This window comes from Paenibacillus sp. GYB006 (genome assembly GCF_036577645.1).
Taxonomy (GTDB): domain Bacteria; phylum Bacillota; class Bacilli; order Paenibacillales; family Paenibacillaceae; genus Paenibacillus.
In genome coordinates this window covers 786,141-799,597 of sequence record NZ_JARBDA010000001.1, presented here as the reverse complement: position 1 = coordinate 799,597, position 13,457 = coordinate 786,141, and the positions used below count along the sequence as shown (strand labels likewise).

Genomic DNA, 13,457 nt, shown 5'->3' with positions numbered 1-13,457 from the left:
CTACAAGATGAAGGATTTTATAGATAATATTAGATTAGATCGACATCACCAGCAAGCTCACAGAATTCGCAGGGAGCTTAAGAACAACGCTATCTCCTTGCAGTTCGATGTTTTGCTCCTGCGGTGTAATTTTCTCATCGTTTTTCTTGTTTACATTCGGAACATGCAGCAGATTTTCATCCCCGCTTAGCGTAACCAGTGTTGCATTAGGCTGGACAGTCAGATCCTGCAAGTTAATCTGTGTAGCCTTATCCACACCATCCGCATTCACCAATTTCACATATACATGCTGTGCATCTCTCGTAACGGAATGGAATACCTCCCGGTTATATGCTTCGAGCTTGTAATCCAGCGTTTTACTAGTGAAGTCTCCGTCTGTATAAGAGCAGATTAGATTCTTTCCATTCTCTCCGCCGTAATTCACGGTAATCAAATAATCCTTCTCATTCTCCAGTGGCTCATAGTTAGCTGCTCTAAGGTTTCCGGCTGCTGTACTGGACGAATAATCACCCAATGTATAACCTTCGATTCCTTGTTTGTACACTTTCACACCTGTTGCTTGACCGCCATAAGCGATCGCATACTCGATTACATCCTTATTCTCAGGAGTAATGTCAGTCAGTCCCACACCAATATAGAATCCATCCTCACCCTTAATCCGGCTTGCTTCTACCTGCACCTTGTAGTTTGTCCATTCATCATTCATCAGGTACAACCCGTTCAGGCCGCTCTCCTGCGCCTTCAGCAGCAATCCTTTGCCAGGAATTGATGTATAGCCTTCTGATCCAGGGATAAGACTCCATGCTTCACTTGGTCCCTCTTGTTCCCGGAAATCTTCTTCAAAAAGAACACTGCCATCCTTGTTCGAAGTGACAACCACTTTCTTCACAAGAATATCGGCATTGCCTGCCGCAATTTCGATCCCGCCATGCGGAATAAGTTCCACGGGTTTACCTTTGCTGTACGTCTCGAACGATGTACGAAGTACTTCTTCACCAACACTTTTAGCAAACATTTGCTGTACATAATAGTTCGGTGTAAACCACACCGTCTCATCATCAAACCAGATGCAGTCCGGTGTCCAGCGGTACGTACCATCTGTCAGCACCTTATTAAACAGCGGCGCATAGGCCGCCATGCGAACAACATCTGCATTATTTTCAAAACTGGTCATAATCGCAGCTTCAGCAATAGCCCCTGCCAAAGTATTCTTATCCGTGGATGCATATTCACCGACAAATACCTTGGATGTCTCTTTAAAGTCAATGCTTCCATCTGCGTGGTAGGCCCGGTCATAATAGTTATAACGATCCGCATTGTTCAACAGATACTCATTAGATCTGTAGTAATGCTCATCTGCAATGGTATCCATATAGTTCTTCTGATTCTCATACCAAGTCACCGTCTCTTCGATTACCTCTTTGCCATCCGCAAAAGCAACTTGAGCTGAACCGGTGAGATTACCGCTAAGGAATTTCCATCCTTGCTGATATGCATCATCATCCGCCTGTGCACCAACGGTAGAGATAATATGCAGTTCATGATCTGGATAGTTCCGTTTCATATATTCATCAATTGAAGCTTTAAACACTTCAAAGTTAGCGAAAAATTCATTTCCCCAGTTCTCATTTCCCACACCAAGATAACGAAGATCAAAAGGCTCCGGATGTCCCATACTGCTGCGTACCTGTGCCCATTCGTTATGCTCCATATCCGTGCTGAGTGCAAAGTCGATCAGATCCGTAAAGTTCTTGATATAGTACTCCCGTAAAGCTCCGCCTGCCGGATGTGCATAATCAGAACGTGCCTGACACAGAACGCCGCAAGCCATAACCGGAACTGGAAGAGCATTCAAATCCTCAGCCAACTGGAAGTATTCCATATAGCCAAGTCCCATCGTCATCATGTAACCCCACACGTTGTAGTTCTCTTTTCTCAGTTCTATAGGGCCTACGGAGTCCTTCCAGTCATAGACATTCTCCCAGATGAAAGACCCTTCTGAGATACAGCCGCCAGGAAAACGTAAAAACGTAGGATGCAGGTCAGCAAGCGCTTGAATTAGATCTTTTCTCAGTCGATAATTTGGATTTCCTGTATAGTTCGCGTGTGCTGAAGCGGATATCCCTTTCTCCTCAGGGTCTGCTCCCCACACATTTTGCGGAGTAAGTGACACCATATCGATAGAAATATCACCTTCAAAGGTAAGAACCAGCTGACCAAGCGCCGTATCTGTGCCAGTAAGAATAAGGTTTTGCTCCGTTTGCTCACCATATTTTTTCCACGAGCCCCCGCCTTCTACATGCAGCGTAAGCGGCTCACTAATCGGCTCATTATTGCCATCTTGTAATTGAACGGTTATTGCACCTGCAGCATCCGCTTTCGCCCAAACGGTAAAGTGATAATCTTCTCCCTGCTTAATCGACATTGCACAATGGTGGTTGGAATCCGAGAACCCGCGATTGCGAATCGTTGCCCCATTCTGAACCGTTACATAATAAGCGTTCACTTCTGGGTCACTGGCTCCAAAGTGTTCATTTAATCCATCTTTATTATGCGGGTTCATCAGATGGGTGTCTCCAGACCACGCAAACAAAGGATCACGATTTCGGCCAGTGGAACAACCACATTCTCCCGATTCAGGTGAGTAGGTATCAAAGGCAAAGGATTCAAACGAGCGATTCTGTACAAGCTCAGCGTAAATTCCGCCATCCGCTGCATTATTGATATCCTCGTAAAAGAGTCCATACATCACTTCACTGATATCAGCAACTTTTTGATCTCCGTGAATCGTTACTGTATAGGGCGGAAGGTGTTCCGGTACAACCGAAATCTCAAAATGTTTGCTCAGCGTACTTTCCCCTTTACTTAATACCGCATGGAGTGTGATTTCCTCAGCAGATGTAATGGACTGAACTTTACCCGTATGAGATAGAGATTCCGGACGACTTGAGTTCCAGCTCACTTGTACTTTACCGCCTAGTAAACTAGCAGGCAATGAAACGTCTTTTGTGACAATTTTCGTTGGAAAAGATAAATATTTATCTCCTGCAAGTTTTACAATCTCTTCATCCGTTAATGATTCGCACATCACTTCAATCACTTCATCGATCGTCAGACCATCCCGATAAATCCGGAAATCAGATAGCGAACCCGTAAAGTCCACATCGGCTGCATACTGAGAACGTCCAATATAATTTTGGCTGTAATTCGAAGCTTCAGTAAACGTATCAAACCACCTGCGCAGCTTAGCATAAGTTCCACTGGAAGTTTGACTGATGGAACCATCTGCTACTTTTTCTCCATTCACATAGACAACCGGACCAGCACTGCTCAGTTTACCACCCTCAGTACCTGTCACCGAAAATGCGATATGCATCCACTCACCGGCAGCAAATCCCCGGCCCGGGTCTACAACCAGATCGTCTCCAGCATACAGAGTCCCTCTTAGCTGACGCGTCAAAAACGCATAAGGCCCTTGTTCCCCTTTACCAAAGTCAAAAATGCGTTCCCACACGTTTGAACCTTTACCAAAATTGACCCATGCCGTCACGGTCAGTCCCGTGTTATCGCTTACATCTGCTAGCAAATTAGATGGAAGCTGTATATAAGAAGTTCCGTTAGCTCCTCCTGGAAATTGAGCTGCGGATCTGCCAGCGATACGTGAAATTTTAGGTTTCAGCGTTCCCATAGCTTCTCCATCATGTCCATTTCCTGAGCTGTCTTCACCAAGGTGTGCTGCATTATCGAACTTATAGTGTGCAATTAGATTTTCATTAAAATTGCTCATTCTTCTGCCTCCTATGTAAATCATCGTTTGATTTGAATAAATGTAAATCGATTTATAAATATATAAATGAATTACTTACAGGTTATAGTACTCATTTTCCGATTAATTTTCAACAAAAAAGTAAAAAGAATCAAACTTCTGAAAGAAATTGTGTGGCGAAGCGATTCATAAAAACCAAAAAAAGACTCCTGCATGCGGAGTCCTTCTCATCTTTTTGATTTCAATGCTGCACTATATATTTACTATTGTAAAATATGTTTTACTCTGCCTACCTGACCGTTTTCAAGTCGAACCTTGATGCCGTGCGGATGCGACGGAGAATTGGTTAAAATATCTTTGACAATTCCCCTCGTTAATTTCCCTGTTCTTTGATCCTGTTTAAGTACAATATCAACTTCAATCCCTGCGCGAATATCGGCCCTGCTGTTTCCATTCATCTCTTTATTTCTCTCCTTCTCTTACATACATCCCATGATTTAAGGTAATTCCATGACTTCCTTTTCCTTCGTCTTGAGTAACTGCGATACCGTCACAAATTGATACCCTTGCTTTTTCAGTTCGGGCAATATTCGCTCTAGTGCTTTTATCGTTTGACTCTGTCCATGTACATTATCATGAAAAAGAACAATATCTCCATTACGAGCGTTACGAAGTACTTTATTTATAATACGCTGTTTTCCTGGTCTGCTCCAGTCCCCTGTATCCTGATGCCAAGACCACAGCACAATCGTATATCCCCTTTTTTTGGCACTATCCAATACGATTTCGTTATATACACCGCCTGGAGGGCGAAAAAGGGTTGGTTTGGGTCCACCCGCTTCTTCAATTAAACGATCTGTGTCTTCAAGTTCTTTCATATAATCTTCTTTATTCTTGATTTTATCTGCAAAAGTATGAAAATAGGTGTGATTTCCCACTTCATGACCTTCTTCAATCTCCTTACGAATAAGGTGAGCTTTCTTTTTTGATTGCTGGCCCACCACAAAAAAGGTAGCTTTCGCGTCATATTTTTTAAGCAGATCTAAAATTTGTACCGTTTCCAGCTCATCTGGTCCATCATCAAAGGTAAGAGCGATCTGTTTTTTGGAAATAGGAGCTTCCCATACAATATCCCCTCTTTTTTCATAATATGTCCGGTCCTTTAAGATGGGCTGACTAGCTTTTGCCTCGGAGGCAATCATCGCACATACAAGTATAACGGATGCTAGTGCAATGAACCATTTTCTTATTGTCATATCATCCTCACCTTACATTTGTCTTGTGTACATAACTGCTCCGTAGTATCCCACAAGCGCTCAGGAAATATATAATTTTTTGTTTTGTAAAAAAATACTTCCATAAATGAGTTTCAACTCAAAAAGAGTTATCCCATCACCAGTGCGGCAACAGAACAACTCTTTTATAAAGGTTATTTTTCTTTATTCTTCACTCAGAAGATTTGATTCCAAATTGTTTATATAATGGCGCAAAGAAGCAGCTGTATTTCGGTGGATATCGCCCGTTTCAAATAACTCTTGAACGGTATTCCTTTGTTCCTGAATCGCTTTAATTTGCAGCTCCAGTTTCTTTTCATTAAAAGCATTATCATCAAGTTCGGTATCACCTGCACGAAGCATGAATATGATCCGCTCATAATGAGAAATAATCGTCAGTGATGCAGCTCTGTTTTCATCGTTCATTTGACTTCGGATCGCTGTGATCGCACTCTCACAGGTCTGAATACGAAGATTACGAGATGCATTTACTCTTTCTCTCATTGGATTACTCGGATCCATCTGTTTCTTCATAAAGACTCTTCCGATCGTTCGCCCAATACTGCGTAAGGAAGACCAAATCTGCGATTTCATTCGGCTGGACATGACAATTTCACGTCGATCCAGAACTTTTAGATAGAACATCCCAAGCTCTTCATTTACTTCCCCTGTTTTCAGGAGATGCTCAATTTCTTTTCGCTCTGCATGAATGGCTTTTGTACGAATGGACATCTCTTGTTTTTGAAAATGGCTTCCCCATTTTTTCTTATCGTCTTGGGTCGAATAACGATTCAAATATTTGTTGAGATCGGCGATAACTGACAATACGGCCGCTTTGTTGTCATCATTCATTTCGGCTTTAACCACTTGGATGGAACGATCAAATATTTTGGTTAACGCACGTACTTGGGCTACATCTGCGCCAGCTTTCTCTTCTTTATCTGCAATAAGCGGAAGTGCGATACTCGCAGTAATCAGTGTCAGCAGAATCACCCCAGCAGATATAAAGAGGATAAGATCTCGTTCGGGAAAAGGGGATCCATCCATCAGAACAAAGGGGATGGAAAAGGCACCGGCTAACGTCACAGCTCCGCGTACACCAGATAACGTAGTTAAAATAATATGTTTCATGAACGGTTTTTCTTGCTTATTCATTTTCCACGCTGTCGTCTCAAATGCATAAATCCACAGAAAACGAAGAACAAACAGCATCAGCGTAATGATGAAAATATAGGTCATAATCTGCACATGATTAAAGGCGTCATTTTCCCAAATCTTACTGATTACATTCGGCAGCTGTAAGCCGAGAATAACAAAGACAAGCCCATTTAGTATATATACAATTACTGTCCAGGTACTTTCTGCAACAATTTGCATTTTGGGCTGAATCGTATCTGCTCGGTCCCGGTCAATTGCATGGATAATCCCACCTGCTACCACCGCTAAAATTCCTGATAAACCGAGTTCTTCAGATACGAGGTAAATAATAAACGGAGTAATAATTTGAATAAGCATATGAACGGTTACGTCTTCCATGCCAAGTCTTCGAAGCAGCACTCCAATTTTACGAATCAGAAAAGACATTACTGCACCAAGGAGCAGTCCGCCGACAGCGATAACCACAAAACTAATAGAGGCATCTGCTAAAGAAAATACACCCGTTACCGTTGCGGCAAGCGCAAATTTAAAAGCAACTAGACCGGAAGCGTCGTTCATAAGTGCTTCACCTTCAAGCGTCCGCAAAATACTTTTGGGCAGATGAACACGTTCAGCCATAGCACCTACGGCTACAGCATCCGTTGGAGATAGAATTGCAGCAAGCGCAAACGCCGCTGGCAGCGGTATACTTGGAATGAGCATATGAATACCATAACCTGCGACAAGTACGGTTAGAAAAACGAGTCCTAGTGCAAGCAGCAAGATTGGAGTACGAAGGCTCCATAGTTCATCCCGTGGTGTTTTGCGCCCATCATTATAGAGCAGCGGAGCGATGAACAGTACAAAAAACAGTTCTGGATTTAAATCGAGATGGATCCCGAAAGGAACAACTTCAAAGACCACTCCAAGCGCAATTTGGATAAGCGGCACCGGAATCAATGGAACAAACCGATTAATTACGTTGGATAAACCGATAATTATGAGCATAATGAGTATTGTAATAAAAAGCTCCATATATCTTCATCAATTCCTCTCTTGCTTCTTTCCTATGGGCTTTATTTTCTGATGAATACGGCACGTTTTTTCCGTATCCTGTTCGCTTCTATCCCATTTATGAGGTAAAATATGAGAATAGATGGACTAAACGTAATGAAGCAAAGGATGAATAACATGGCTTTTGGCATTACACGAAGTGAACTCGAAGAGTGGAAAGAAAAAGTGAGAGAAGGTCAAATTGCTTATTTGACTCATTACTGGATTGACCCCCGTTTCCCTGGTATAACCAGCGTAACGAAGGTAGGTTGCTCTGATCTTAAGCGATTACAGCACTGGTGCAAAGAGCACGAACTTAATCCCAAATATATTCATCAACGAGAACCATTTCCGCACTTTGATCTTCTAGGAGCAAGACAAAAAGAAATTCTATTACAAGAAAAGCGATATGACCATATTCAAAGATTCAAGTTATAAAAAAAGACCACACTCAAGCAGCCTAGGCTTCAAGAGTCTGGTTCTTTTATGTAAGAGCAGCAAGGATTCGTTCTTCGATTCTTTTAACGATGTCCAGAAATTGTACTCTTTCCTCTTTTGATAGAAGCCCTAGAATCTCTTTATTCATACGTTCGCGATCTTCACGCAGCTTATCTGCAACGTGCTGCCCTTCCTCCGTTAGGAATAGCCACACGATTCGTCTGTCTTCCTCACTTCGAGCACGGATAATGTACCCTTCTGCTTCCAATTGATTAAGTATGACCGTGGTTGCACCCGAAGAAAGCTGAAGCACCTTTCTGAAAATAGAAAATAGATAATTTAATCACAGTCTATACTTTCAGATATTGAAATTCATATCATCACATTCAGCACATAACGAACAAAATCAGCTTTTTTTGCCCGAAAATAGCTATTTATTATGTTAACTTTATCATAAACTTATGAATCATAACAAGTTTTGCGCACTGTAACCCCGCCTCTACTGATCAAAGAAAAGGAAAGAAAATGTCAAAAAACCATGTCAAGCTTCCTAATAAAAGGATCCAGACATGGTTTTTTATTTTATAATGGATTAATTTGTGTACAATCTTATTTCTTTTCTACAATAATGAGTTCTTCTTCCGGGATAAAATCAAATGCTTCATTCACTGATTTTTTCACTTGTTCAACCAAATATACGATATCTTCTGCTTTTGCATTTCCTTGATTCACAATCATATTTCCATGCCAAGATGAAATAGATGCACCCCCGTGCACCGTTCCTCTCATGTTCAGCCGATCGACCACTTTACCCATGGGTTCACCAAAATTGTAGTTATTTTTGAACACCGATCCGCAAGAAGGATAATCAAAATGAAACTTGCTTCCGCGATCCTGAATTACGCTTTTGAAAGATTCAGGAACCTCTGCCTCATGATCCTGTGCCCAAGTCTCGGCCATTGTAGTGTAGTATTTATAGAAATTAGGCAAGACAGATGGATTTTGATATTCTACGACTTGCTCTAGTCTTTCCACTTCACGTATTCCTTGCTCAAGCGCGCTAAAGTCAGGATGGTTTAAGTATGCCCCCACAATAATCCAATCATTGTTCATAAAGATCGAATTTTTGTAACTATACCCGCATCCATCTACATGAATGGTCTGCACTTTGAATTCTGGGTCTTTTAAATCAATATAAAAGGCAGTATCAAGAATGTCACAAATTTGTCTGTTATAATATTTCGCGTTCATATAGATTCCTGCGCCAACCGTTCCCGGAAGGAGAAAGCAAAAATCAAAGTCAGCTGTTCCTGAAGCAAGGCCAATAAGCGACAGATGCGACATCGGCATACCGGCAGAAACAAACCAGCCCTTCTCATCAATATAAGTTTCTTTCAGTTCTTTAAGACTGATAAAGATCATATCTTCTTTTGGTTCGTCCGGAAATAGGATGTTCGATCCCATGCCAAACCAAAATGGTTTTAATTCTTTTTCTTTTGCAAATTCTAGTACAGAAGTTAATTCCTCTATTGTGGCAGGCGCAGCTAGATATTTAGCTTTGCCTCCGATCTCATAAGTAGAATAAGCTGATAAATCTGCATTACTTTGTATGAATTGTTTATTCACCCTGTGTCCCTCCTACTGCTGTACAAAACAAAATCGCTTCATGATGTCTAACCATTATATACAATTATATTGTATGTAGCCATTATGTATACGCGCCTATGGTAAGTCAAATAATTTCATGATCTTTATCCTATCGCTTCTATCGTAAAATGCTGATTTAGTTATGAATCTCTTCGCTTTCGTCCATACTATGAAGACTTATGAGACGACAGGGGAGGCAATAACACCAGTGAATAGAAAAATATCACCCGCTCGCGCGATCTTTCAGCCCGAACCGCTGCCCGTTCCAATTCACTTTGATCAAAATTGGCTTGATGAACTTACAAATAGACTAGACAAAGGCGGACCATGGGGCGACTATCGTCTTTTTCAGCTTGCCGTTGAGGCTGAAGAAAGAGGACTCATACCAAGTTTTGATGATATGCAGTGCTTAAAACATATCCCTGAGCTTACACCCTTGCCGCATCAGATTGACACTGCTCGCAGAGTGCTGTTTGAAATGTCGGGGCGTGCCATTCTTGCAGACGAAGTAGGTCTTGGGAAAACGATTGAAGCGGGCCTTATTTTAAAAGAATATTTAATTCGCGGTCTCGTATCTAAAGTCCTTATTCTTGTCCCTGCATCACTTGTACTGCAATGGGTAAGGGAACTCAATTCAAAGTTTGGAATACCGGCTGTCGCACAGAAAAAAGCGTACTCTTGGCAAAATGATATTGTTGTCGCTTCCATGGATACAGCCAAACGCGACCCCCATCAAGAGATCCTCATGAGTACCGACTACGATATGATTATCGTTGATGAAGCTCATAAATTAAAAAATAAAAAAACATCGAATTATCAATTTATGCTGAAACTTCGTAAAAAGTATTGTCTTTTGTTAACCGCAACGCCGGTCCAAAATGATTTAAGTGAGTTATTCAATCTCATTACTCTTTTAAAACCAGGACAACTAGGACGTCAAGGCGACTTTGCCGCTAATTTTGTGGTTGATAAACGAATGGCGAAAAATGAGGATCAGCTGAAGGATGAGCTGGCTAAAGTCATGATCCGTAATCGCAGAGGCGAAGGGCCTGTTCAATTTACGAAACGTAAAGTTACAAATATTAATCTCACCCTCTCACCGGAAGAGCAAGCTCTTTATGATGGAGTTACCGCTTTCGTAAAAGACCAGTTCCATTCAGCGGGAGGTAATATGACTAGTATGTTCTCGATGGTAACTTTACAACGTGAGGTATGCAGCAGTCGTGATGCTGTTTTCGTGACTCTTGTAAATCTATCTAAGAAATTGGCTCCAGACTCCCCGTGGCGTGACCGAATCTGGGATCTTGTTGCTAATATCAAAGCAATAAAAGCGAACACCAAAGCAGAGAAAACGATGGAGCTTATTCGTGAAATGAACGAGAAAGTGATTGTTTTCACCGAATACCGAGCTACTCAGGAGTATTTGCTTAACTATTTCCGCGACCGCGGTCTAACAGCAGTACCTTACCGCGGTGGTATGAACCGGGGTAAAAAAGACTGGATGATGGATCTATTCCGCGGAAGGGTTCAAGTCATGATCGCAACAGAAGCCGGCGGTGAAGGAATTAATCTGCAGTTTTGTCATAACATGATTAACTTTGATCTGCCTTGGAATCCGATGCGAGTCGAACAGCGGATTGGGCGGGTTCACCGACTTGGTCAGCAAAATGACGTAAATATATATAATTTAGCAACGCGCGGCACCATTGAGGAGCATATTTTGCACCTATTGCATGAAAAAATTAATATGTTCGAAATGGTTATCGGCGGACTTGACGTTATCCTCGAACGTCTTGAGAAACAAGAATCTATTGAGAAAAGTCTCACTAAAATCATACTTGAATCCTCAAGTGAAGACGAAATCAATGAAAAAATGAATGCCCTGTCTCATAACATTCATTCGCTCAAAGAAGAGGTCAAACAGCATCCTGACGCTTCACTTGTTAAAGATGCGGTAGGCAGCGTTCTGGATCCAATGAAAATGCAGCAAGCTGGTTCTTCCACCAAAAGCCGCAAAAGGGGGAGCTCCTTATGACGATGTCTAAAGATGAGGTTCAGTCTTATGTTATGACATTTCTTGAAGCAATGGATTGCCAAGTGATTGAGAAATCTCCTGCTCATGTTACGGTGAAATTATCAGTAGAAGCGGATAAAGCACTCACCAATCGTCCTTATTACTGGGGATTCGTAGACCGGACGGGCACTCCTGCTGAGACGATGTCTTTTACGTTTGTTTTTGACCAAGAAGCGCATGAAAAGGCTGAACAAATACAAAAACAGCAAGCCAGTTTAGAATCGGCTGCGGAACTCGGAACAACCGGAACCAATCAAGACGCAGAGCTGGGGCGCTACTTTGGAAACGTTCCTTCCCTCCCCGTTCTTGGCCCGGGGCGTGTACTTCGTGAACCTATAGTCTATGGCTGTCCTCGACTCAAACAAATTTTCACGGCTTCTCGTGAAGGTGGAGCTTACGTTAACTTGTTTGAGCTCCCATCTAAAAGGCAGATCAGCGGTTCCATTCCAAAAGCCTACGAGCCATGGCTTAGTGTCTGCTTTAAAGTAGAACTATCTTGCGACCTTAAACGAGAGGAACTTCATTTTCTAGGAATTTCACTGCTGACGGGCAGAATTGCAGAAGACTTTGGACTCGTGCTAGATAAAAGAGAACTCAGTCCAAGACTCCCGGATAATATGCATGTTCAAGGGGGACGAATTCCGCTCAAGCAAGCAGCTGAGTCACTAGAAAAACATATCCAAGGCAAACTTCGATTACTTGACTATAGCTGGGCAGATGCTGCCAAAAAACGCTTAGAAGAAGAACTCGTTGTTCTGGATACTTACTATGAAGATTTACTGAAAGAACAGCCAGAGGAAGAACAAAAATTACCTATCCAGGAACAATATAACCGCAGACGCAGCGAAATGAAATGGCAGTATGAACCTAAAATTAACGTAAGTACGGTTAGCTGTGGAATTATGCATCTAAGGTAAAGGGCGAAGTTGTTTCCTCAATCTTCGGCACAGGAAAAGGAAACACCACTTTTTTCGTCAAAACTAGTGCATGTCTTTCTTAAGGTCTATTCCAGTAAACAGCACCTTTCTCGTTCTTTCATCGGTAAAATGTAGATAAGAACAGCAGGTGCCTTTTTATGCTTGCAGAAAAGAAGGTGTGATTCCCTTGAAACGAACAAAACTCATGCTGAGCATGTTGTGTACCTTAATTTTTTCTTTCGCCAGCCATTCACCATCCTATGCAGGTCAAGGCTCTACTTATAATCATAATACCGCTCCTGCCCCCGTCTTTCAGGTTGCAGAGCATACCATAAAAGAGCTTTCACAAAACAGCGAATTTGCTGATTTTATTAACTCCCGTCTTCATATTATGCCGCTTGGTCCCGGGACGCACAGTTATCTTGTGCATGTTTATCAAGGAAAAGAGATCGCCGGTTACCTCATCATTACAGCAGAACAATCATCCATAGAAGAAACGAAAGCATCTCAGATCAAGTATCTGGTTACTGAATATGGGGTAGGTACTTCCTCCGTTTTTGATCCCGAATTGTTATACTCACTGGGCCATCTTTCTCGCCAAGAACAGAGTGCGGTAAATTCTAATCTTTATGAAATGCAGTATACAGGAAAATTATCATATTGGGTGATTGAAAAAGAAGAGAAAACAATATATGTGGATGCTGGGAGTGGAGATGTACTTCCTGATAACCCAGAAAAGCTTGCTGAACCACTTACTGTAGATGGCCGTTCCGATTGGATTGGCACAAGCCATACAATTCAAACGATACAACAGACCTCTCCCCTTTTTGATTCTTCCGAGAATCTCAAGTGGCGGGTTTCGACTCCGGTACCTATCGTGTCTGAACTTATGCTTCTGAGAAAACTTTATACTTCAAACCAGCTCATCTTTAGTTCTTCTGATCACAATATGTGGTACAGCGGACCGCTTTCCATCTCAGGATATGCAACATGGGCTGGCCCTGGTACAACTACCGTCTCTTACGTTCGTGTTGGCACGGATCCATCCCTGATTAGGTATATCCCCATGAAAAGACTGATTGAAAACGGGGAATTTTATGAAAACATAAAATAAGCCTATCCCTTCATGTAATGGAATAAGGCTTTTTGAA

Annotated in this window: 10 protein-coding genes; 4 read left to right on the top strand and 6 right to left on the bottom strand. The window is 42.0% G+C overall.

The genetic code is table 11. The features are described from left to right. Positions 1-34 precede the first annotated feature (34 nt). The 4 genes from PV403_RS03885 to PV403_RS03870 form a co-directional block, all read right to left on the bottom strand. Entirely contained in the window at positions 35-3,787 is a 3,753-nt protein-coding gene (locus tag PV403_RS03885) for an alpha-L-arabinofuranosidase C-terminal domain-containing protein (protein ID WP_332083650.1), read from the bottom strand. Positions 3,788-4,029: 242 nt separating this feature from the next. Further along, on the bottom strand, positions 4,030-4,224 hold the full coding sequence (locus PV403_RS03880; protein ID WP_332083648.1) for a YwbE family protein: 195 nt from the start codon (positions 4,222-4,224) through the stop codon (positions 4,030-4,032). 39 nt (positions 4,225-4,263) lie between these two features. Further along, positions 4,264-5,022, bottom strand: a complete 759-nt coding sequence (locus PV403_RS03875) for a polysaccharide deacetylase family protein (RefSeq protein WP_332083647.1) — start codon at positions 5,020-5,022, stop codon at positions 4,264-4,266. 183 nt (positions 5,023-5,205) lie between these two features. Then, positions 5,206-7,212, bottom strand: coding sequence for a Na+/H+ antiporter (locus PV403_RS03870; protein ID WP_332083645.1), 2,007 nt, complete (start codon positions 7,210-7,212; stop codon positions 5,206-5,208). A 156-nt stretch (positions 7,213-7,368) separates the two neighbouring features. On the opposite strand from PV403_RS03870, the gene PV403_RS03865 reads away from it, so the two are divergent. Next, positions 7,369-7,668: a hypothetical protein gene (locus PV403_RS03865; protein WP_332083798.1), complete on the top strand. Its 300-nt coding sequence runs from the start codon at positions 7,369-7,371 to the stop codon at positions 7,666-7,668. A 46-nt stretch (positions 7,669-7,714) separates the two neighbouring features. Here PV403_RS03865 and PV403_RS03860 read toward each other — a convergent pair whose 3' ends face one another. Together PV403_RS03860 and murB are read right to left on the bottom strand one after the other, a co-directional pair. Further along, positions 7,715-7,981, bottom strand: coding sequence for a MarR family winged helix-turn-helix transcriptional regulator (locus tag PV403_RS03860; RefSeq protein ID WP_332083644.1), 267 nt, complete (start codon positions 7,979-7,981; stop codon positions 7,715-7,717). A gap of 296 nt (positions 7,982-8,277) precedes the next feature. After that, positions 8,278-9,294 carry a UDP-N-acetylmuramate dehydrogenase gene (gene murB, locus PV403_RS03855; protein WP_213532224.1) on the bottom strand — a complete coding sequence of 339 codons (1,017 nt, stop codon included), beginning with the start codon at positions 9,292-9,294 and terminating at the stop codon, positions 8,278-8,280. A gap of 229 nt (positions 9,295-9,523) precedes the next feature. Between murB and PV403_RS03850 the strand changes: the two genes are divergently transcribed. The 3 genes from PV403_RS03850 (at position 9,524) to PV403_RS03840 (ending at position 13,420) form a co-directional block, all read left to right on the top strand. After that, positions 9,524-11,350, top strand: a complete 1,827-nt coding sequence (locus PV403_RS03850) for a DEAD/DEAH box helicase (protein ID WP_249717067.1) — start codon at positions 9,524-9,526, stop codon at positions 11,348-11,350. Further along, complete coding sequence (locus PV403_RS03845) at positions 11,347-12,306, top strand: YqhG family protein (RefSeq protein WP_332083642.1); 960 nt, start codon at positions 11,347-11,349, stop codon at positions 12,304-12,306. The genes PV403_RS03850 and PV403_RS03845 overlap by 4 nt, the downstream gene beginning before the upstream one ends. A gap of 187 nt (positions 12,307-12,493) precedes the next feature. Continuing rightward, positions 12,494-13,420 carry a hypothetical protein gene (locus PV403_RS03840; RefSeq protein WP_332083641.1) on the top strand — a complete coding sequence of 309 codons (927 nt, stop codon included), beginning with the start codon at positions 12,494-12,496 and terminating at the stop codon, positions 13,418-13,420. Positions 13,421-13,457: the final 37 nt, after the last annotated feature.

What these genes read in the sequence shown, in the direction of transcription:
- PV403_RS03880 (WP_332083648.1), bottom strand. Translation starts at nt 4,224, where the DNA reads ATGAATGGAAACAGCAGGGCCGATATTCGCGCAGGGATTGAAGTTGAT.
- PV403_RS03865 (WP_332083798.1), top strand. Translation starts at nt 7,369, where the DNA reads ATGGCTTTTGGCATTACACGAAGTGAACTCGAAGAGTGGAAAGAAAAA.
- PV403_RS03845 (WP_332083642.1), top strand. Translation starts at nt 11,347, where the DNA reads ATGACGATGTCTAAAGATGAGGTTCAGTCTTATGTTATGACATTTCTT.
- PV403_RS03875 (WP_332083647.1), bottom strand. Translation starts at nt 5,022, where the DNA reads ATGACAATAAGAAAATGGTTCATTGCACTAGCATCCGTTATACTTGTA.
- PV403_RS03885 (WP_332083650.1), bottom strand. Translation starts at nt 3,787, where the DNA reads ATGAGCAATTTTAATGAAAATCTAATTGCACACTATAAGTTCGATAAT.
- PV403_RS03870 (WP_332083645.1), bottom strand. Translation starts at nt 7,212, where the DNA reads ATGGAGCTTTTTATTACAATACTCATTATGCTCATAATTATCGGTTTA.